Here is a 19,504-nt window from a genome sequence, read left to right as displayed (position 1 = left end):
ACTCAGTCCTCGTGGAACGCCGCGCCGCTCGCCATGTGCAGGGCCGTGCGCACGACGATCCACACGACCACGCCCGTGGCGACCGTCAGCGCGCACAACGCGATGGCTGCCGTGTAGCGACTCGGCCGCGCCTGGTAGTAGGCCAGCGTGGCGCCAGCCCAGCCATCGGCCGGGAAGGTCATGGCCCACCAGCTCATGAAGAACGCACCGTGCGCCGCATGATGAACCAGCGTCGCCAGCAGGATGGCGATGAAGAGCGCCAGACAATAGAAGATGTCGCCCATCGCACCCGCGTGCCCGCTGGTGAAGGCCAGGTACGACGACAGGCCGATGGACGGCGGCGCCAGCAGGATGAACAGCGTGGGCATGCTGCGCTGGCTCATGGCCGGAACGAAGAGCACGCGGTGCAGCACGATGGTGAAGAAGGCGAGCCACAGGATGAGGCCGACCGAGAAGAAGAACCAGCTGATCTCGACATAGCCGAGCGGCACGCCACCGATGGGGATCAGGATGTTGCCCACCACCGGGATGAACCAGGCCGGGGTCAGCACGCCTTCGTCCTGCGCATGCAGGATCCAGCGCCGGATGAGCGTGACGGCCAGCACGAAGTGCAGCACCGCGCCGGACCACCACAGCCCTTCGGCCCAGCCGTGCGCATACGGGCGCAGGCCGATCGACAGCACCACGGCGGCCACCGAGATGGTGGGGAAGAAGCTGGAGCGCACCGGGTGCGCGAACTCTTCCCGCACCGCCGACAGATGAAAGCCCAGCTTCAGCAGGTGCGTGACGGCCAACACGCCGAAGAGCAGCACGGCCACGCCCAGCAGCAGTTCGCTCACCACCACCGGCGCACCGAAGGCGCGGTGCGCCAGCGCCCAGGCGTTGGCCAGACCGCCGATGCCCATCACCATGCCGAACATCGCGACCGACAGGCGCGCCAGCAAGGGTTGCTCGGGCGCGGCTGACACCTCGCTCATTGGATACCTCCGCCCTGCGGGCTGCGGAGCTGAGCGCCTTCGGGCGGCCGGGCGTCGCTCATGACGGCTCCTGCGCCGCCTGCGCGCCATGGGCCGCGGCGCGCGCATGCTTCATGTCCAGCGCGAGGAAGTGGTGTACCACCGGCTTGCCCGGCCCGATGTGAAAGCGGATGGCCTCGTTCTGCAGGTCGGCATCGGCGTTCGACACGCGCTGGTGCTGGCGCAGGTGCTCGGCCCACGATTCGACCAGGAACCACTCCATCAGGCACTCGCGGTCATTGGTGTGCTCGGTGATGCCCCAGGCATAGGCGCCGTCGCGGCGGCGTTCCGCCGACAGCTTCTCGAGCGCCTGCAGGAAGGCCGGTTGGTCTTCGGGGCGGATGCGGTATTCGATCTGCACCATGACCGGACCGCGATCGTGCGCCACGGGCGCGCTGAGCAGGGGTTCGGGCCAGTGGTTCGACGCCTGCAGGTCGGCCTCGCCGGTCGGCAGCCGGACGCGGTGGAAGACGAAGGCCACCGCCGCCAGCCCCGCGGCGCCGACGAGCAGCGTTGCGGGCACGCCGATCTCCTGCGCGATCAGGCCCCAGCCGAGACTGCCGCCCGCCATCGCGCCGTTGAAGACGGTCAGGTAAATCGCCAACCCGCGACCGCGCACCCAGTTCGGCAGCACCGCCTGCGCCACGCCGTTGAGCGTGGTGAGCGCGATGATCCAGCCCACGCCCAGCAGCAGCATGAGCAGCACCGCGACCCACTGGGGCGGGGCGAAGGACAGCGCGCACATCACGACCGCCGAGATGAGCGAGGCCGCCAGCACCAGGCCGTCGGCATCGAGCTTCTCGCGGATTCGGGGCAGCAGCACCGCGCCGAGGATGGCGCCCGCGCCCACCGCGCCGAGCATCACGCCGTAGAAGCCGGCCGTGCCCCCGAGCATCTGGCGCGTCACCAGCGGCAGCAGCGCCCACACCGAGCTGGCGAACAGGAAGAACACCGCGGCGCGCAGCAGCACCACGTGCAGTTCGCGGCTCGCCTTGGCATAGCGCAGGCCGGCGCGGAAGGCGCCGAAGAACTGCTCCGACAGGCCCGTGTCGACCGCGGCCGGGCGCTTCCACCACAGGAGCGCGGCGATGACGAACACGTAGCTCAGCACGTCGGCACCGTAGGCGAAGGACGCGCCAAAGCTCGCCAGCAGCAGGCCGCCCGCGGCCGGGCCGATCGCGCGGGCGATGTTGATGCCCAGCGAGTTCAGCGCGACCGCGCTCTTGAGGTCCGACCGCGGCACAAGCTCAGGCACGATCGACTGCCAGGTCGGCCCCATCAGCGCGGCGCCGATGCCGCCGACGAAGGTCAGCGCGACCAGGTACTCGACCGTCAGCGTGTTCGTGCGCGCCAGCACCAGCAGCGTGCCGCTCACGCAGGCCAGCATGACCTGGATGAAGATCAGGAAGCGGCGGCGGTCGAGGATGTCCGACAGCACGCCGGCAGGGATGGCCAGCAGGAAGATCGGCAGCGTGGCGGCGGTCTGGATCAGCGCCACCGCGGTCGGGCTGGCCGACAGCTCGGTCACCATCCAGGAACTGGCCACGTCGCGCATGAAGCTGCCGACGTTGCCCAGCACCGTGGCGGCCCACAGCACGGCGAAGACCGGTCGGCGCAGCGGGGCGAAGCTGCCCGCCGTCGAGACACGCTCAGTGCTCATCACGCCCCTTCAGGTCATGCCAGGCCACCAGCAGGAAGCCGCCGACCAGGCCCCAGTGCTCGAAGAAGGCATTGGCGACCATGAAGCGCTCGGGCATCGCCATCTCCCAGAAGCGGTTGGCCACGAAGGTCGCCATCAGCGTGAAGCCCGCGAGGCCCAGTGCGCCCAGCCAGCGGTAGAAGCCCGTGAGGATCATCAGCGCGGCGCCGAACTCGAACACGATGACCGCCACGGCCATCGGCCCGGCGGGCGCGATGCCGAAGTGGTTCATCTCGGCGATGGCCGACGGGAAGTCGGTCGCCTTGTTGAAGCCGCCCTGCAGGTAGGCGGCGCAGAGGAAGAGCAGCGCGAGCCAGTGCACGGCGCGCGTGGTGAAGAGGCGGCGGATCGCGGCCATCCTTACACAGCCCAGCAGGCGCAGCCGAGCGCGCCCCAGAAGCTCTTGAGGTCGGCAATGGGCAACTGGCTGCTCCACGCCGTCGCATGCCGGTGCCCGTGCACATTGCAGTCGTTGGCGCAGGCGCAGTCGGCCGCCAGGCGGCGCATCGCGGCCTGCATCGGCTTGCCTTCCTTGTCGCCCCAACCGGCGTAGCCGCCGAAGCTGCGCACCGGCGACCAGTCCGGCATGGCCGGCGGCGGTGCGCCGTCGTCGTGCGCCTGGAACGGGCCGGCGGCATAGACGACCTTGCCGCCGACCATGGTCAGCAGCGCGGTCGTATCGGCGATCTCGGACTCGGGGCAGGCGAAGAAGTCGCGGTCGGGCACCACCAGGTCGGCCAGCTGGCCGGCCTCGATGCGGCCCTTCTTGCCGACCTCGTTGGAGAACCAGGTGACGTTCTCGGTCCACATGCGCAGGGCCGCTTCGCGGTCGAGGCAGTTGCGCTGCGGGTAGAGCTGCATGCCGCCGACCGTCCGGCCGGTGACCAGCCACGACAGCGACACCCACGGGTTGTACGACGCGACGCGCGTGGCGTCGGTGCCGGCCGAGACCTTCACGCCCTTCTCCAGCATGCGCTTGACCGGCGGCGTGGCCTCGGCCGCCGCGGCGCCGTAGCGCTCCACGAAGTACTCGCCCTGGTAGGCCATGCGGTGCTGCACCGCGATGCCGCCACCCAGCGCCGCGATGCGGTCGATGGACTTCTCGGAGATCGTCTCGCAGTGGTCGAAGAACCAGTTCAGGCCCGCCAGCGGCGTGTCGCGATTCACCTTCTCGAAGACATCGAGCGCGCGATCGATGGTCTCGTCGTAGGTGGCGTGCATGCGCCATGGCCACTTGTTCTGCACCAGCACGCGCACGACCTCTTCCAGGTCGTCTTCCATCTCGGGCGCCATGTCGGGCCGGGGCTGGCGGAAGTCCTCGAAGTCGGCGGCGGAGAACACCAGCATCTCGCCGGCGCCGTTGTGGCGGAAGTAGTCGTCGCCCTGCTTGTACTTGGACGTGGCGGTCCAGTTCAGGAAGTCCTGCTTCTCCTGTTTGGGCTTCTGCGTGAACAGGTTGTAGGCCAGGCGGATGGTGAGCTGGCCGGCATCGGCCAGCTGCTGGATCACCTGGTAGTCCTCGGGGAAGTTCTGGAAGCCGCCGCCCGCGTCGATGGCGCCGGTCACGCCCAGGCGGTTGAGCTCGCGCATGAAGTGGCGCGTGGAATTGATCTGGTACTCGAAGGGGAGCTTGGGGCCCTTGGCCAGCGTGGCGTACAGGATGCTCGCATTGGGCTTGGCCAGCAGCAGGCCGCTGGGGTTGCCAGCGGCGTCGCGCACGATCTCGCCACCGGGCGGTGCGGGCGTGTCTCGGGTGTAGCCGACGGCGCGCAGCGCGGCGCCGTTGAGCAGCGCGCGGTCGTACAGGTGCAGCAGGAAGACCGGCGTGTCGGGCGCCACGGCATTGAGCTCGGCGATGGTCGGCAGGCGCTTCTCGGCGAACTGGTGCTCGGTGAAGCCGCCCACCACGCGCACCCATTGCGGTGCCGGCGTGATCGCGACCTGCCGCTGGAGCATGGCCATGGCGTCGGCCAGGCTGCGCACGCCGTCCCAGCGCAGCTCGAGGTTGAAGTTGAGCCCGCCGCGGATGATGTGCAGATGGTTGTCGATCAGGCCGGGCAGCACGGCGCGGCCCTGCAGGTCGATCACGCGCGTGCTGTCGCGCGCCAGCGGCAGGATGTCTTCGTCACGCCCCACATGCGTGAAGCGCCCACCGCGGATCGCGACGGCGGTCGCCGTGGGGTTGGCACGGTCCAGCGTGGTGAAGCGGCCGTGGTGCAGGATGAGTTCGGGGGGTTGGGCGTCGACCATGTCGGGTTCCTTGAAATCAGGACGAGCGGCCGCGGGTCGCGGTGCCGTCGGTGCTTTCGGTGGCGGCCACGTCGGACGGCCTGGCGCACTGCGGCAGCTCGCCGAACATGTGCGGCTTGACCTGGTGGTCCAGCCACGAGCTGGCGCTCGGGCTGCTGTCGAACAGTCGCTTGACCAGCGGCGGCAACTGTTCGCCGGCCAGGATGCCCAGCAGCCCGACCAGCGCGATGATGGGCGGCGCCGGCGAGCGCACGCTGAAGAGCGCGTAGATGACGCCGACCAGCACGCCCAGCGCGAGGGAAACGATGTACGGCTTCATCTCGCGCTCCGCTCAACCTTCGTGCGCGTTGAACATCGTTTTCGCGTAGGTGATGCCCAGGCCGTAGGCGCCGCCGAGCTTGCGCGCGATGCCGGTGGTCATGTCGTAGGTGTCGGTGCGGGCCCAGTCGCGCTGCAGCTCGAGCAGGTACTGCAGCGAGGTCATGGGCTGCGCGCCGGCCTGCACCATGCGCTGCATGGCGCGCTCGTGCGCTTCGGCCGACACATCGCCGCAGGCGTCGGCGATCACGTACACCTCGAAGCCCTGGTCGATGGCCGAGAGGGCCGGGCCGACGATGCACACGCCGGTCCACAGGCCCGACAGCACGATGCGCGGCTTGCCGATCTCGTTGATCTTCTTGATGACGGCCGCGTCTTCCCAGGTGTTCATCGACGTGCGGTCGAGCATGGCCTGGCCGGGGAAGGCGGCCTTGATCTCGTCGAACATCGGGCCGGAGAAGCTCTTCTCGGCCACGGTCGTGAGGATGGTCGACACGCCGAAGCCGGCGGCCGCGCTGGCCACCAGTCCAGCGTTGTTGCGCAGCGTGACGGCGTCGATCGAGTGCGTGGCGAAGGCCATCTGCGACTGGAAGTCGATCATGACCAGCGTGTGATCCTTCGGGGTGAGCAGCTTGGCGCCGGGCGTGGGAGTGGCGGTGATGGACATGGTGGGTTTCTTCCAAAGGGGTGATGACAGGCGGATCGGGTCGTGCCATAAGTCGGCACACCCCGCGGGGCCGTGGAGCGCACGGCAGGCGGGGCATCGGGAAAGCAGTGCGAAGGCTACGGGGGCCGGGCGCTGCTGGCTTGAACAAAGGCGCGGCGTTTTTTCCGTTTGCGCGATCGGTCACCCGGCGGTGTTTCAATCGCCCTACCCCTGCAAGGACATCACGGATGAACGCCATGAATTCAGCCTCCGGGCCGCATGCCCTCGCGACGGCCCACGACACGCTCGGCTGCCAGTCGGCCCAGCTGAGCGACAGCCTGGAATTCGCCGGCTCGGGCATCCGCTTCTATCGGAAGCGATCCGACGACGCGCGGCTCGGCCACGTCGCCACACCAGCCAGCGAACGGGGCTTCCTGGTCGGCGTCTCGCAGTCGGCCGGGCACCGGCGGCGCATCCTCCACGGCCGCCGCGCCGAGGCCTGCGGCTTCGGCCAGAACGCCGTGTACGTGCGCAACTTCGGCGACGACTACCGCGCCGACATGCAGAGCCCCTTCGACTTCCTGCTGCTGGAGATGTCGCACGCCGCGCTGGCGCAGGCCAGCGGCCGATCACGGATCGACGGGCTGACGGCCACGGCCGGTGCCGACGACGGGGTGCTCGCGCACCTGGTGGGCGCGCTCACGCCGGTGCTCACGCGGCCGGCCGAGGTCAGCCCGCTCTTCGTCGACCAGCTCTGCCTGGCCATCGGCATTCATCTGAACGACCGCTACGGCGGCGCGACGCCAGCCGCCGAGCGGCCCGCCCAGGCCCTGGCGCCGATGCACGAAGCCCGCGCCAAGGAGATGCTGCGCAGCCACCTCGACGGCCGCATCGCCATCGCCGATGTCGCCGACGCCTGCCAGCTGTCGCGCAGCCACTTCACGCGCGCCTTCCGCCTCGCCACCGGCCACACGCCGCACGACTGGCTGCAGGCGCAGCGCCTAGCACGCGCCCGCGAGCTGCTGCGCGCGTCGGACCTGCCCCTGGCCGAGGTGGCCACCGCCTGCGGCTTCGCCGACCAGAGCCATTTCACCCGCGTGTTCTCGCGGGCCGAAGGCGCGCCGCCCGGCCAGTGGCGACGTGCGTTGCAAACCTGAGGGAAGATCGCGCCATGAGCCAACACTGCACGCACACCGACACCATCCGCCACGTCACGCCCAGCGCGCGCGGCTGCGAGGAATGCCTGAAGTCCGGCAGCACCTGGGTCCACCTGCGCCTGTGCCGCAGCTGCGGCCACGTCGGCTGCTGCGACGATTCGCCCCACCGCCATGCACGGGCGCACTACAAGGACACCGGCCACCCGATCATCGAAGGCTACGACCCGCCCGAAGGCTGGGGCTGGTGCTATGCCGACAAGGTGATGGTCGAGCTGCCCGACACCACGCCGCAGCTGGGGCCGATCCCCCGTTACTACTGATCACGCGCCCTGCCAGCATGTCGACCCCTTCCCTCACCGAAGCGCCATTCGGCCAGCTGCCCGACGGCCGGACGGTCACGCAGTACACGCTGGACAACGGCCGCGGCCTGCGCCTGAGCGCCATCAACTTCGGCGGCATCGTGACCGCGCTGGAGGTGCCGGACCGCGCCGGCCAGTGCAGCAGCATCGTGCTCGGCCTGCCCACGCTCGCCGACTACGTCGCGCGCAATCCGCACTTCGGCACCATCGTCGGCCGCTATGCCAACCGCATCGCCGCGGGCCGCTTCACGCTCGACGGCGAAACCTTCCAGTTGCCGGTGAACGACGGTCCGAACGCACTGCACGGCGGCCTGCGCGGCTTCGGCGCGCGCTGGTGGGACATCGCGCCGGTCGACACCGGCGTGCCGAGTGAAGTCGCCATCGCGCTGCGCCGCGTCAGCCCCGACGGCGAAGAGGGCTACCCCGGCCGCCTCGCGGTGGAACTGCGCTACACGCTCGATGCCGAGCAGGGCTGGCGCATCGACTACAGCGCCGAGACCGACCGGCCCACGGTGCTGAACCTGAGCCATCACGACTACTTCAACCTCGCGGGCAGCGGCTCGGTGCTCGACCATGTGCTGACGCTGCCGGCCAGCCGCTACACGCCGGTCGACGCCACGCTCATTCCCACCGGCCTGGCGGAGGTGGCCGGCACGCCCTTCGACTTCCGCACGCCGACGCGCATCGGCGAGCGCATCCGCAGCCCGCACGAGCAACTGGTGCTTGCGCGCGGCTACGACCACAACTGGGTGCTCGACCGGCCCACCGACGGCATGGCGCTGGCGGCACGGCTCGAACATGCCGAATCGGGGCGCGTGATGGAGGTGTTCACCACCGAGCCCGGCGTGCAGTTCTATTCGGGCAACTTCCTCGACGGCACGCTGGTCGGCCGCGCCGGCGCGGTGGTGCGCCAGGGCGACGGACTGTGCCTCGAGACGCAGCACTTTCCGGATTCGCCCAATCAGCCCGGATTCCCATCGACGGTGCTGCGCCCCGGCGAGCGCTTCGCGAGCCGCACGCTGCACCGCTTCGGCCTGCTGCGCTGACGCGCTGCGGCCGCTTCAGCCGCCGAACCGTGGCGCCGGCAGACCGGGGCTGTCAATGCGCACCGAGAACAAGCCGCCGGCCAGCGGCTCGGCCACGCGCTGCGCATCGCCGAGCCCGCTGCAGGCGCTGGTGATGAACAGGGTGCAGAAATCGTCGCCACCGAAGGCGCAGTTGGTGATGTGCGAGGTCGGCAGCACGATGCGGCACAGCTCTGCCGCGCTCGCCGCGTCGTGGCAGCTCACGCAGGCACCGCCCCAGTGCGCGATCCAGAGCCGGCCGGCCGCATCGGTCGTCATGCCGTCGGGCACGCCGTCGCCGGGCGCGAAGCGAAGCCACTCGCGCTCGTGGGCCAGCGTGCCGGCCTCCGGGTCGAAGTCGTAGGCCAGCACGCGGCCCTGCACAGTGTCGTTGAAGTACAGCGTGCGGCCGTCGCCCGACCAGGTCGGCCCGTTGGTGACCGCGAAGCCCTGCGCATGGCGGGTGCACCGGCCGTCGGGGTCGAAGCGATAGAGGGCGCCGGTCGGCGCCTCGCAGTCGAAGTCCATGGTGCCGCCCCAGAAGCGGCCCCGGGCGTCGCACTTGCCGTCGTTGAAGCGGTTGCCGGTCAGCGACGGCTCGGGCTGGTGCAGGTACGCCGGCACGCGTTCCGGCCGGACCGGGTCGAAGAAGGCGAAGCCGCGACGCAGCGTGACCAGCAGGCCCGGCGCGTTCGCGCGTTCCGCCACGGCGGAGATCTCCTCGTCGAAATGCCAGCTGCGGCGTGCGCCATCGTCGGCCTGCCAGCGGTGCAGTGTGCGTTCGAGGATGTCGACCCAGTAGAGCGCGCGCTCGCGGGGCGACCACAGCGTGCCCTCGCCCAGGGTGGCCTGGGCGGGCCAGAGGCAGCGGGGCTCGCCGAGGGGGCGCGGCGTCGAGGGCACGGGGGCAGGCACGGTCATGGATGTCTCCGGTTCGGCAATCGGACCGCTCCGGGTCCTTGACGCGGCGGATCGTATCAGGGCATATTGATATAGGAAAACACAAAAACGCATATCTATCGATATGCAAATTGCAATACATCAGATTCGGAGACAGCCATGAGCGCACCCGCCTTTCAGAAGAACGCCGTCTTCCCCAGCCTGCGCGACCGCGCGGTCTTCATCACCGGCGGCGGCAGCGGCATCGGTGCCGCGATGGTGTCGGCCTTCGCGGCGCAGGGCGCGCGCGTGGCCTTCGTCGACATCGCCGAGGAAGCCAGCCGCACGCTGGCCGCGCAGATCACCGCAGCGGGCCACCCGGCGCCATGGTGGCGCCGCTGCGACGTGCGCGACATCGCGTCGCTGCAGGGCGCCATCGCGGAGGCGGCCGCCGCCCTGGGCGACTTCGCGGTGCTGGTCAACAACGTGGCGAGCGACGACCGCCATTCGCTGGCCTCGGTCACGCCCGACTATTACGACGACCGCATGGCCATCAACGAGCGGCCGGCGCTCTTCGCCATCCAGTCGGTGGTGCCGGGCATGCAGCGCCTGGGCTTCGGCTCGGTCGTCAACCTCGGCTCGACCGGCTGGCGCGGCAAGGGCTCGGGCTACCCCTGCTACGCGATCGCCAAGTCGTCGGTCAACGGCCTGACCCGCGGGCTGGCGGTCGACCTCGGGCGCGACCGCATTCGCATCAACACCGTGTCGCCCGGGTGGGTGATGACCGAGCGGCAGGTCCAGCTGTGGCTGGACGACGAAGGCGAGCAGGCGCTCAAGCGCAACCAGTGCCTGCCCGACAAGCTGATGCCCGAGGACATCGCCCGCATGGTGCTGTTCCTGGCCTCGGACGACGCAGCGATGTGCACCGCGCAGGAATTCACCGTCGACGCCGGCTGGGTGTGATGGCCCACCCCCGATGCGGCGCACTGCGTGTCGCCGCCTCCCCCTCGAGGGGGCGCACCCGGCGGCCTGGCAAAGCCAGTTCCGCGGGTGCCCTGGCAGGCTTCATCGACGGCGGGTGGAAAGCTCAGTCAGCCAAGACGAGCTTGCGGTTGTAGACCGGCAGGCTGGCCGCCTGCAGCGCGCGCAGCATGACCTTCGCGGCCGGCGAGAGCAGCCGGTCGGTGCGGGTGATGAGGCCGAAGTTGTCCATGTGGCAGGGCATCTCCAGCGGCAGCAGCGCCACGATGCCGTGCGCCGCGTAGTAGCGCGCCACGTCGGCCGCCAGCACCGCCAGCATGTCGCTCTGCTGCAGCATGCGCGTGATGAACAGCAGCGCGGCGGTCTCCACCGTGTTGATCGGCGGCGCCAGACCGTCCTCCTGGAACATGCGCTCGAAACGGTGCCGCAGCACGCTGCCCGCCGGCGGCACGATCCAGCTGGCGTTGACCACGTCGCGCAGCGCCAGCCCCGCGGTGCCGAGCAGCGGATGGCCCGGCCGCACCACCGCGCAGACCAGCTCCTCGGTCAGCGCCTGGTAGCGCAGCTGCGATTTGTCGTGCTCCTCCGACAGGCGCGCCACCAGGATGTCGAGCTTGCCCTGCTCCAGCCGCTCCAGCAGCACCGGGCTGGTCTCGATCTCGAGCGAGACGCGCAGGTTCGGCTGCTCGCGCTTGACCGCCGCCACCGCCGGCGGCAGCAGCGCGAGCGCCGGCGAGGTGATGGCGCCGACGTTCACCTGGCCGTAGCTGCCGGCCTTGAGCGCCTGCAACTCGTCGTGCGCCTGGTTGAGGCTGCCCAGCGCGACCCGCGCGTGGCGGATCATCGTCTCGCCGTACCAGGTCGGCCGCATGCCGCGCGGCAGGCGCTCGAAGAGCGGCACCTCCAGCACGTCTTCCAGGTCCTTGAGCAGCTTGGAGGCGGCCGGCTGCGTCATGTTGAGCACCTGCGCCGCGCGGTGGATGTTGCCCTCCTCGGCCAGCGCCACCAGCAACAGAAGCTGGCGCGTCTTGAGGCGCGCGCGGATGAACCAGTGGGTGGTGGTCGTCATGGGGTTTTCCAGAATCCGTCGATCGATATCTATTCTGACTAAAAAATGATTGGATCGATATCCAAATCGTTTTTAGACTGGCCGCCGCTTCCAAGAACAACGAAGCGCAACGAGACAAAGCGCACGAGAGGTGGCCCGGTGAGACACGGCGAGATTCAGCAGAACGTTCGGCAATACATCAACGGCCGCTGGGAAACCAGCGCGACGACCGGCGTCAGCGTGAATCCGTCCGACACCCGCGAGGTCGTGGCCGAGTACGCCCGCGCCGACCGTCACCAGGCCGAGCTCGCGGTGCGAGCCGCCGCGGACGCCTTTCCGCACTGGGCCCGCAGCACGCCGCAGCGGCGCGCCGACGTGCTCGACCGCATCGGCAGCGAGATCCTCGAACGCCGCGACGTGCTGGGCCTGCTGATCGCCCGCGAACAGGGCAAGCCCCTGGCCGACGCGGTCGCCGAGGCGGTGCAGGCCGGGCGCAGCGTGAAGTTCCTGGCCGGCGAGGCGCTGCGGCAGGGCGCGGGCGACAGCGGGGGCACGCGGGCCGTGATGCGGGCCGGGCTGCAGGTCGACGTCTCGCATGCGCCGGTCGGCGTCGTCGGGGTCATCACCCCCTGGAGCAGCCCGCTCGCGATCCCCGCCACGCAGGTGGCCGAAGCGCTCGCCGCGGGCAACACCGTGGTCTTCAAGCCGTCCGAACGGGTGCCGGCCTGCGGTTGGGCGCTGGCCGACGTCATCAGCCGCGCGGGGCTTCCCGCCGGTACCTTCAACCTGCTGATGGGCAGCGGCCGCGAGCTGGGCCAGGCCCTGGTCGACAGCCCGCAGGTCCAGGCGCTGAGCTTCGTCGGCTCCGCCGCCAAGGCCGAGCGCGTGCGGCTGGCGGCCACGGCACGGCGCGCCCGGGTACGGCTCGACACCGGCGGCCTCAACACGCTGGTGGTGCTGGCCGACGCCGACCTCGCGCAGGCGGTCGATTGCGCGGTGCAGGGCGCGTATGGCGTCAACGGCCACCGCGGCAACGCGTCGAGCCGCATCGTGGTCGAGGCGCCGTTGCACGATGCCTTCGTCGCCCGGCTGCGCGAGCGGCTGGCGACGCTGACGGTGGGCCATGCGCTCGAGCGCGACACCGCGCTCGGCCCGCTGCCCCACGCGGCCGAACTGGCGCGCCACCTCGAACGGGTGCAGCTGGCGCAGGGCGAAGGCGCGGAACGCGTCTGGGGCGGCGAAACGCTCACGCGCGCAACGCCCGGCCACTACCTGAGCCCGGCGCTCTTCCTCGCGCGGCCGGCGCACCGCATCGCCCGAGAGCCGCTGTTCGGCCCGATCGCCTGCGTGCTGCGCGCGGTCGACTACGAAGACGCGCTCGCGATCGCCAACGACACGCCCGACACCCTGAGCGCCGCGCTGTGCACCCAGTCGCTGCGCCATGCGCTGCACTTCCGCCGCCATGCCGCCGCCGCGACGACGCTGCTGAATCTGCCGACCACCGCGGCGGACGACGCCATCGACCGGCGTGCAGCGCCCTTCTTCAGCACCCCGCGCACCGGCTACCTGCCGGCCTGATGCCAACACCTCTTTCATCCGCGCTTCCCTTCGACAACAACAGGAGACTGACCATGTCCATGAACCGACGCACCGTCACCGCCAGCCTGGCGGCCGCCACCCTCGCCGGGCTGCTGCCCGCCACCGTGCTGGCGCAGAAGAAGCTCGTGCTGGGCTTCGCCCAGGTCGGCGCCGAAAGCGAATGGCGCACCGCCAACACCGAGTCGATCAAGTCCGCGGCCAAGGACGCGGGCATCGAGCTCAAGTTCTCCGACGCGCAGCAGAAGCAGGAGAACCAGATCAAGGCGATCCGCTCGTACATCGCGCAGAAGGTCGACGTGATCGCCTTCTCACCGGTGGTCGAGTCGGGCTGGGAGACGGTGCTGCGCGAGGCCAAGGCCGCGAAGATTCCGGTGGTGCTGACCGACCGCGCCGTCAACACCAAGGACGACACGCTCTACGTCACCTTCATGGGCTCCGACTTCGTCGAAGAAGGCCGCAAGGCCGGCCGCTGGCTGGTCGACAAGATGAAGGACACGAAGACCGACGTGAACATCGTCGAACTGCAGGGCACGGTGGGTTCGGCCCCGGCCATCGACCGCAAGAAGGGCTTCGAGGAAATCATCAAGGCCGACCCGAAGTTCAAGATCATCCGCTCGCAGACCGGCGACTTCACCCGCGCCAAGGGCAAGGAGGTGATGGAAGCCTTCCTCAAGGCCGAGGGCAAGAAGATCAACGTGCTGTTCGCGCACAACGACGACATGGCGATCGGCGCCATCCAGGCGATCGAGGAAGCGGGCCTCAAGCCCGCGAAGGACATCACCATCATCTCGATCGACGGCGTCAAGGGCGCCTTCGAAGCCATGATCGCCGGCAAGCTCAACGTGTCGGTCGAATGCAGCCCGCTGCTCGGCCCGCAGCTGATGAGCGCCGTGAAGGACATCAAGGCCGGCAAGTCGCTGCCCAAGCGCATCGTCACCGTGGAGGGCATCTTCCCGATGGAAGTCGCCGCCAAGGAACTCCCGAACCGCAAGTACTGAGGAACCGACCCATGAAACGCAACTTCCTCAAGACACTGCTGGCCATCGCCGTCACCGGCGCCCTCGGCGCCACCTCGCTGGTGCAGGTGGTGCACGCCCAGGACAAGGGCCCGATCGCCATCTCGATGCCGACCAAGTCGTCGGCCCGCTGGATCGCCGACGGCGCCAACATGGTCAAGTACTTCCAGGAGAAGGGCTACAAGACCGACCTGCAGTACGCCGACGACGACATCCCCAACCAGCTCGCGCAGATCGAGAACATGGTGACCAAGGGCGCCAAGGTGCTGGTGATCGCCGCCATCGACGGCACCACGCTGTCCGATGTGCTGCAGAAAGCGGCCGACAAGGGCGTGAAGGTGATCGCGTACGACCGGCTCATCAAGGGCTCGAAGAACGTCGACTACTACGCCACCTTCGACAACTTCCAGGTCGGCGTGCTGCAGGCGGCCTACATCGAGAAGGCGCTCGACCTGAAGGCCGGCAAGGGCCCGTTCAACATCGAACTGTTCGGCGGCTCGCCGGACGACAACAACGCCTTCTTCTTCTACAACGGCGCGATGTCGGTGTTGAAGCCCTACATCGACAGCGGCAAGCTGGTGGTGCGCAGCAAGCAGACGGGCATGGACAAGGTCTCGACCCTGCGCTGGGACGGCGCGGTGGCGCAGGCCCGCATGGACAACCTGCTGTCGGCCTACTACACCAAGGACAAGGTCGATGCGGTGCTCTCGCCCTACGACGGCATCTCGATCGGCATCATCTCCTCGCTCAAGGGCGTGGGCTACGGCACGCCGAAGCTGCCGATGCCGGTGGTGACGGGGCAAGACGCCGAAGTGCAGTCGGTCAAGTCGATCCTGAAGAAGGAACAGACATCGACCGTGTTCAAGGACACGCGCGAACTCGCCAAGGTCACGGTCGCGATGGTCGACGCAATGATGGCCGGAAAGCAGCCCGAAGTGAACGACACCAAGACCTACAACAACGGCGTGAAGGTGGTACCCGCGTACCTGCTCAAGCCGGTGAGCGTGGACATCACGAACTGGAAGCAGGCGCTGGTGGACAGCGGCTACTACAAGGAAAGCCAGATCAAGTGAGCGCCACCGGCGACACCCTGCTGGAGATGCGGGGCATCACCAAGACCTTCCCCGGCGTGAAGGCGCTGAGCCAGGTCGAACTGGCGGTGCGCGCCGGCGAGATCCATGCGGTGGTGGGTGAGAACGGTGCCGGCAAGTCGACGCTGATGAAGGTGCTCAGCGGCGTCTACCCCTGCGACAGCTACGAGGGCGAGATCCGCTTCGAGGGTGCGCCGCGGCGTTTCCGCGGCATCGCCGACAGCGAGAAGCTCGGCATCATCATCATCCACCAGGAGCTCGCGCTGGTGCCCCTGCTCTCGATCACCGAGAACATCTTCATGGGCAACGAGATCGCCCGTGGCGGCGTGATCGACTGGTTCGCCGCGCATGCGAAGACGCGCGCGCTGCTGGCCAAGGTCGGCCTGGCCGAGTCGCCCACCACGCTGGTCACCGACCTGGGCGTGGGCAAGCAGCAGCTGGTGGAGATCGCCAAGGCGCTATCGAAGGATGTGAAGCTGCTGATCCTCGACGAGCCGACCGCGAGTCTCAACGAGCGAGACAGCGACGCGCTGCTGGCACTGCTGCTGGAACTCAAGCGCCAGGGCATCGCGTCGATCCTGATCTCGCACAAGCTGGGCGAGATCGCCAAGGTGGCCGACGCGATCACCGTGCTGCGTGACGGCACCACGGTCGAGACCATGGACTGCCGCGCCGCGCCGATCAGCGAGGACCGGATCATCCGCGGTATGGTCGGGCGCGACATGGCGCACCGCTACCCGCAGCGCACACCGCGCATCGGGGAGACGGTGTTCGAGGTCAGCGACTGGCATGTGCACCATGCGGTGCACGCCGAGCGCGAGATGATCAAGGGCGTCGCGCTGAACGTGCGTCGCGGCGAGATCGTCGGCATCGCCGGCCTGATGGGCGCCGGCCGCACCGAGTTCGCGATGAGCGTGTTCGGCCGCTCCTGGGGCCAGCGCATCCGCGGCACGGTGCGCATGAACGGTCAGCCGGTGGACGTGAGCACGGTGCGCAAGGCGATCGACCACGGCATCGCCTACGTCACCGAGGACCGCAAGGGCTACGGCCTGGTGCTCGAGGAAGACATCCGCAAGAACATCACGCTGGCGAACCTGGAAGCGGTCTCGACCGGCGCCGTCATCGACGAGGGCCGCGAATGGAAGGTGGCGGGCGACTACCGCCGCGCCCTGCGCATCCGCTGTTCCGGCACCGACCAGCTGGTGGTGAACCTGTCGGGCGGCAACCAGCAGAAGGTGGTGCTGAGCAAGTGGCTGTTCGCCAAGCCGGAGTTGCTGATCCTCGACGAGCCGACGCGCGGCATCGACGTCGGCGCCAAGTACGAGATCTACACCATCATCGACCAGCTCGCCCAGGAGGGCAAAGGCATCCTGATGATCTCGTCGGAACTGCCCGAGCTGCTCGGCATGTGCGACCGGATCTATGTGATGAACGAAGGCCGCTTCGTCGCCGAATACCCGGTGGCAGAGGCCTCGCAGGAGCGCATCATGCGCGCGATCGTGAATTCAGGGAGTTCCGTCCATGTCCCCCAGTGACACCGAAGCGGCACAGCCCGCCGTCCCGTTGACGCCCGCCCCCAGCGGCAAGCTGCATGCGGGTTTTCTCAAGAACAACCTGCGCGAATACGGCATGCTGATCTCGCTGGTCGCGATCATGGTGCTGTTCCAGGTACTGACCGACGGCACGCTGATGCGGCCGCTCAACCTGACCAACCTCGTGCTGCAGAACAGCTACGTGGTGATCATGGCGCTGGGCATGCTGCTGGTGATCGTGGCCGGCCACATCGACCTGTCGGTCGGCTCGGTCTGCGGCTTCATCGGCGCGCTGGCGGCGGTGCTGATGGTGCAGTACGACTGGGGCTACCTGCCGACCGCCATCGTCAGCATCGCCGCGGGCGCGCTCATCGGCGCGGCGCAGGGCTGGTTCGTGGCCTTCGGCAAGATCCCCTCGTTCATCGTCACGCTCGCGGGCATGCTGGTCTTCAAGGGCCTGACGCTCGCGCTGCTGCAGGGCCAGTCGCTCGGGCCGTTCCCCGAGACCTTCCAGAAGCTCAGCTCCGGCTTCATCCCCGACCCGCTCGGCGGTGACACGATGCGCACCACGTCGCTGATCGTCGGCGCCTTGGCGGCTGCGGCCCTGGTCTTCTTCAAGCTGCGCGGCCGCGCCAAGCTGGCGGCGCACGGCATGGAGCAGGAGCCCTACACCTTCTTCCTGGTGAAGAACGTGTTCTTCGCGCTGGTCATCCTGTTCTTCAGCTGGCTGCTCGCGTCGTACAAGGGCCTGCCGAACGTGCTGGTCGTGATGGCGGTGCTGATCGTGGTCTACGACTTCGTCACCAACCGCACCACCATCGGCCGGCGCATCTATGCGCTCGGCGGCAACGAGAAGGCGGCGCGGCTGTCGGGCATCAAGACCCAGCGCCTGGCCTTCCTGACCTTCGTGAACATGGGCGCACTGGCGGCGCTTGCCGGGCTGGTGTTCGCCGCACGGCTCAACACCGCCACGCCCAAGGCCGGCCTGGGCTTCGAGCTCGACGTGATCGCGGCCTGCTTCATCGGCGGCGCCTCGGCCTCCGGCGGCGTGGGCAAGGTGATGGGCGCGGTCATCGGCGCCTTCATCATGGGCGTGATGAACAACGGCATGTCGATCCTCGGCATCGGCATCGACTACCAGCAGGTCATCAAGGGCCTGGTGCTGCTGGCCGCGGTGTTCATCGACGTCTACAACAAGAACAAGTGATGGCCGACGCCACCACCAGCGCCACCGCGCCCGTGCTGGAACTCGCCGGCATCGGCAAGTCCTTTTCCGGCATCCCGGTGCTGGAGGACGTGCAGCTGCGCCTCTACCCGGGCGAGATCCATGCGCTGATGGGCCAGAACGGCGCCGGCAAGTCGACGCTGATCAAGGTGCTGACGGGCGTGCTGGCGTCGAACGGCGGCGAGATGCGACTGGCCGGCGAGGCGATCCGGCCCGGCTCGCCGCTGGAGGCGCAGAGACTGGGCATCAGCACCGTCTACCAGGAAGTGAACCTCTGCCCCAACCTGTCGGTGGCCGAGAACATCTTCGCCGGGCGCTACCCGCGCTGCGGCATCGCACAGGGCTTCCGCATCGACTGGGGAACGGTGAACGAGCACGCCCGCGCGCTGCTGGCGCGCATCGGGCTCGACATCGACGTGACCCGGCTGCTCGCGAGCTACCCGGTGGCGGTGCAGCAGATGGTGGCCATCGCGCGGGCGCTCGGCGTCTCGTCGAAGGTGCTGATCCTCGACGAGCCCACGTCGAGCCTGGACGACGAGGAGGTGAACAAGCTCTTCGAGGTGCTGCGCCGGCTGCGCGACGAGGGCCTGGCGATCGTCTTCGTCACGCACTTCATGAACCAGGTGTATGCGGTGTCGGACCGCATCACGGTGCTGCGCAACGGCCGCTGGGTCGGCGAATGGCGCGCGGCCGAGCTGGGCCCGCAGGCCTTGATCGCTGCCATGCTCGGGCGCGAGCTGGCCGCCCAGTCGGCGCGCCCCGAGGTGCTGCCATCGTTCGATGACACGGCGACCGCGCTGCTGCAGACCGAAGGCCTGGCGCAGGCCACGCAGCTGCAGCCGCTCGACCTGCGCGTGCGCGCTGGCGAGATCGTCGGCCTGGCCGGGCTGCTGGGCGCGGGCCGCACCGAACTCGCGCGCCTGCTGTTCGGCATGGAGACGCCCGACCGCGGCGTGATCCGCATCGACGGCCAGGTGGTGAGCTTCGCCAATCCGGCCGACGCGATCCGCCACGGCCTGGCGCTGTGCCCGGAAGAGCGCAAGACCGATGGCATCGTGGCGGAGCTGTCGGTGCGCGAGAACATCGCGCTGGCGCTGCAGGCGCGCATGGGCACCACGAGGTTCCTGTCGCATGCCGAACAGACGGCGCTGGCGGAGCGCTTCGTCGCCGCGCTGGGCATCAAGACCGCGAGCATCGAAACACCGATCGGCTTGCTCTCCGGCGGCAACCAGCAGAAAGCCATGATCGCGCGCTGGCTCGCCACCGAACCGCGCCTGTTGATCCTGGACGAGCCCACGCGCGGCATCGACGTGGCGGCCAAGCAGGAAATCATGGAACAGATCCTGAAGCTGGCTGCGGCGGGCATGGCGGTGATCTTCATCTCGTCGGAGATGAGCGAGGTGGTGCGCGTGGCGCATCGCATCGTGGTGCTGCGGGATCGGAAGAAGGTGGGCGAACTACCGGGTGGGTCGACCGAGGACGAGGTGTACGAAATGATTGCGGCGGCATGAACGTCTTCCTTTCGATCCAACGCGAAAAGCCGTGGTCGGGGCGCGATCACGCCGACGGGGTACCTTGCTCCGCGAATGTCCCCCGGCCTGCGGCCTCCTCCTTTATTTCGCTG

Annotated in this window: 18 protein-coding genes; 10 read left to right on the top strand and 8 right to left on the bottom strand. The window is 68.9% G+C overall.

Features of this window, described 5'->3' with window-relative positions; all coding sequences use genetic code 11:
• Positions 1-2 precede the first annotated feature (2 nt).
• From N8A90_RS22595 to N8A90_RS22570, 6 genes are read right to left on the bottom strand one after another with little or no spacing between them, the layout of a single operon-like run.
• Entirely contained in the window at positions 3-977 is a 975-nt protein-coding gene (locus tag N8A90_RS22595; protein ID WP_262077471.1) for an SLAC1 anion channel family protein, read from the bottom strand.
• A gap of 58 nt (positions 978-1,035) precedes the next feature.
• The gene (locus N8A90_RS22590; protein ID WP_262077470.1) at positions 1,036-2,676 is read right to left on the bottom strand and encodes an MFS transporter; all 1,641 of its coding nucleotides are present in this window, start codon (positions 2,674-2,676) and stop codon (positions 1,036-1,038) included.
• Positions 2,666-3,073 carry a DoxX family protein gene (locus N8A90_RS22585; protein ID WP_262077469.1) on the bottom strand — a complete coding sequence of 136 codons (408 nt, stop codon included), beginning with the start codon at positions 3,071-3,073 and terminating at the stop codon, positions 2,666-2,668. Before N8A90_RS22585 ends, N8A90_RS22590 begins: the two co-directional genes overlap by 11 nt.
• A 2-nt stretch (positions 3,074-3,075) precedes the next feature.
• Positions 3,076-4,965 (bottom strand): amidohydrolase, encoded by a 1,890-nt coding sequence (locus N8A90_RS22580; RefSeq protein WP_262077468.1) that lies wholly within the window; start codon positions 4,963-4,965, stop codon positions 3,076-3,078.
• Positions 4,966-4,981: 16 nt separating this feature from the next.
• On the bottom strand, positions 4,982-5,284 hold the full coding sequence (locus N8A90_RS22575) for a XapX domain-containing protein (protein ID WP_262077467.1): 303 nt from the start codon (positions 5,282-5,284) through the stop codon (positions 4,982-4,984).
• Positions 5,285-5,296: 12 nt separating this feature from the next.
• Complete coding sequence (locus tag N8A90_RS22570; protein ID WP_262077466.1) at positions 5,297-5,950, bottom strand: hydrolase; 654 nt, start codon at positions 5,948-5,950, stop codon at positions 5,297-5,299.
• Positions 5,951-6,186: 236 nt separating this feature from the next.
• On the opposite strand from N8A90_RS22570, the gene N8A90_RS22565 reads away from it, so the two are divergent.
• The 3 genes from N8A90_RS22565 to N8A90_RS22555 are packed head-to-tail and all read left to right on the top strand — an operon-like array spanning position 6,187 to position 8,491.
• On the top strand, positions 6,187-7,086 hold the full coding sequence (locus tag N8A90_RS22565) for a helix-turn-helix domain-containing protein (protein ID WP_262077465.1): 900 nt from the start codon (positions 6,187-6,189) through the stop codon (positions 7,084-7,086).
• Positions 7,087-7,100: 14 nt separating this feature from the next.
• Positions 7,101-7,406: a UBP-type zinc finger domain-containing protein gene (locus N8A90_RS22560; RefSeq protein WP_262077464.1), complete on the top strand. Its 306-nt coding sequence runs from the start codon at positions 7,101-7,103 to the stop codon at positions 7,404-7,406.
• Positions 7,407-7,423: 17 nt separating this feature from the next.
• The gene (locus N8A90_RS22555; protein ID WP_262077463.1) at positions 7,424-8,491 is read left to right on the top strand and encodes an aldose epimerase family protein; all 1,068 of its coding nucleotides are present in this window, start codon (positions 7,424-7,426) and stop codon (positions 8,489-8,491) included.
• A gap of 15 nt (positions 8,492-8,506) precedes the next feature.
• Here N8A90_RS22555 and N8A90_RS22550 read toward each other — a convergent pair whose 3' ends face one another.
• A complete protein-coding gene (locus N8A90_RS22550) occupies positions 8,507-9,430 on the bottom strand; it encodes an SMP-30/gluconolactonase/LRE family protein (protein ID WP_262077462.1) in 924 nt (307 codons plus the stop codon).
• Positions 9,431-9,568: 138 nt separating this feature from the next.
• On the opposite strand from N8A90_RS22550, the gene N8A90_RS22545 reads away from it, so the two are divergent.
• The gene (locus tag N8A90_RS22545) at positions 9,569-10,351 is read left to right on the top strand and encodes an SDR family NAD(P)-dependent oxidoreductase (protein WP_262077461.1); all 783 of its coding nucleotides are present in this window, start codon (positions 9,569-9,571) and stop codon (positions 10,349-10,351) included.
• Positions 10,352-10,475: 124 nt separating this feature from the next.
• On the opposite strand, the gene N8A90_RS22540 is transcribed toward N8A90_RS22545, so the two are convergent.
• The gene (locus N8A90_RS22540; RefSeq protein WP_262077460.1) at positions 10,476-11,438 is read right to left on the bottom strand and encodes a LysR family transcriptional regulator; all 963 of its coding nucleotides are present in this window, start codon (positions 11,436-11,438) and stop codon (positions 10,476-10,478) included.
• Between the two features lie 138 nt (positions 11,439-11,576).
• Here N8A90_RS22540 and N8A90_RS22535 point away from each other — a divergent pair, with 138 nt between their 5' ends.
• From N8A90_RS22535 to N8A90_RS22510, 6 genes are read left to right on the top strand one after another with little or no spacing between them, the layout of a single operon-like run.
• Positions 11,577-12,995 (top strand): aldehyde dehydrogenase family protein, encoded by a 1,419-nt coding sequence (locus N8A90_RS22535; RefSeq protein WP_262077459.1) that lies wholly within the window; start codon positions 11,577-11,579, stop codon positions 12,993-12,995.
• 53 nt (positions 12,996-13,048) lie between these two features.
• Entirely contained in the window at positions 13,049-14,014 is a 966-nt protein-coding gene (locus N8A90_RS22530) for an ABC transporter substrate-binding protein (RefSeq protein ID WP_262077458.1), read from the top strand.
• 11 nt (positions 14,015-14,025) lie between these two features.
• Positions 14,026-15,105: a multiple monosaccharide ABC transporter substrate-binding protein gene (gene chvE, locus N8A90_RS22525; RefSeq protein ID WP_262077457.1), complete on the top strand. Its 1,080-nt coding sequence runs from the start codon at positions 14,026-14,028 to the stop codon at positions 15,103-15,105.
• Between the two features lie 26 nt (positions 15,106-15,131).
• Positions 15,132-16,658: a multiple monosaccharide ABC transporter ATP-binding protein gene (mmsA, locus tag N8A90_RS22520; protein WP_262077539.1), complete on the top strand. Its 1,527-nt coding sequence runs from the start codon at positions 15,132-15,134 to the stop codon at positions 16,656-16,658.
• Complete coding sequence (gene mmsB / locus N8A90_RS22515; RefSeq protein WP_262077456.1) at positions 16,645-17,862, top strand: multiple monosaccharide ABC transporter permease; 1,218 nt, start codon at positions 16,645-16,647, stop codon at positions 17,860-17,862. Before mmsA ends, mmsB begins: the two co-directional genes overlap by 14 nt.
• A complete protein-coding gene (locus N8A90_RS22510) occupies positions 17,862-19,391 on the top strand; it encodes a sugar ABC transporter ATP-binding protein (protein ID WP_262077455.1) in 1,530 nt (509 codons plus the stop codon). The genes mmsB and N8A90_RS22510 overlap by 1 nt, the downstream gene beginning before the upstream one ends.
• The last annotated feature ends 113 nt before the right edge of the window (positions 19,392-19,504 follow it).

This window comes from Variovorax sp. N23, from assembly GCF_025486315.1.
Taxonomy (GTDB): domain Bacteria; phylum Pseudomonadota; class Gammaproteobacteria; order Burkholderiales; family Burkholderiaceae_C; genus Variovorax.
The sequence above is the reverse complement of the archived record's forward strand: the minus strand, read 5'-3'. Positions and strand labels throughout refer to the sequence as shown.

What these genes read in the sequence shown, in the direction of transcription:
- N8A90_RS22595 (WP_262077471.1), bottom strand. Translation starts at nt 977, where the DNA reads ATGAGCGAGGTGTCAGCCGCGCCCGAGCAACCCTTGCTGGCGCGCCTG.
- N8A90_RS22590 (WP_262077470.1), bottom strand. Translation starts at nt 2,676, where the DNA reads ATGAGCACTGAGCGTGTCTCGACGGCGGGCAGCTTCGCCCCGCTGCGC.
- N8A90_RS22585 (WP_262077469.1), bottom strand. Translation starts at nt 3,073, where the DNA reads ATGGCCGCGATCCGCCGCCTCTTCACCACGCGCGCCGTGCACTGGCTC.
- N8A90_RS22580 (WP_262077468.1), bottom strand. Translation starts at nt 4,965, where the DNA reads ATGGTCGACGCCCAACCCCCCGAACTCATCCTGCACCACGGCCGCTTC.
- N8A90_RS22575 (WP_262077467.1), bottom strand. Translation starts at nt 5,284, where the DNA reads ATGAAGCCGTACATCGTTTCCCTCGCGCTGGGCGTGCTGGTCGGCGTC.
- N8A90_RS22570 (WP_262077466.1), bottom strand. Translation starts at nt 5,950, where the DNA reads ATGTCCATCACCGCCACTCCCACGCCCGGCGCCAAGCTGCTCACCCCG.
- N8A90_RS22565 (WP_262077465.1), top strand. Translation starts at nt 6,187, where the DNA reads ATGAATTCAGCCTCCGGGCCGCATGCCCTCGCGACGGCCCACGACACG.
- N8A90_RS22560 (WP_262077464.1), top strand. Translation starts at nt 7,101, where the DNA reads ATGAGCCAACACTGCACGCACACCGACACCATCCGCCACGTCACGCCC.
- N8A90_RS22555 (WP_262077463.1), top strand. Translation starts at nt 7,424, where the DNA reads ATGTCGACCCCTTCCCTCACCGAAGCGCCATTCGGCCAGCTGCCCGAC.
- N8A90_RS22550 (WP_262077462.1), bottom strand. Translation starts at nt 9,430, where the DNA reads ATGACCGTGCCTGCCCCCGTGCCCTCGACGCCGCGCCCCCTCGGCGAG.
- N8A90_RS22545 (WP_262077461.1), top strand. Translation starts at nt 9,569, where the DNA reads ATGAGCGCACCCGCCTTTCAGAAGAACGCCGTCTTCCCCAGCCTGCGC.
- N8A90_RS22540 (WP_262077460.1), bottom strand. Translation starts at nt 11,438, where the DNA reads ATGACGACCACCACCCACTGGTTCATCCGCGCGCGCCTCAAGACGCGC.
- N8A90_RS22530 (WP_262077458.1), top strand. Translation starts at nt 13,049, where the DNA reads ATGTCCATGAACCGACGCACCGTCACCGCCAGCCTGGCGGCCGCCACC.
- chvE (WP_262077457.1), top strand. Translation starts at nt 14,026, where the DNA reads ATGAAACGCAACTTCCTCAAGACACTGCTGGCCATCGCCGTCACCGGC.
- mmsA (WP_262077539.1), top strand. Translation starts at nt 15,132, where the DNA reads ATGCGGGGCATCACCAAGACCTTCCCCGGCGTGAAGGCGCTGAGCCAG.
- mmsB (WP_262077456.1), top strand. Translation starts at nt 16,645, where the DNA reads ATGTCCCCCAGTGACACCGAAGCGGCACAGCCCGCCGTCCCGTTGACG.
- N8A90_RS22510 (WP_262077455.1), top strand. Translation starts at nt 17,862, where the DNA reads ATGGCCGACGCCACCACCAGCGCCACCGCGCCCGTGCTGGAACTCGCC.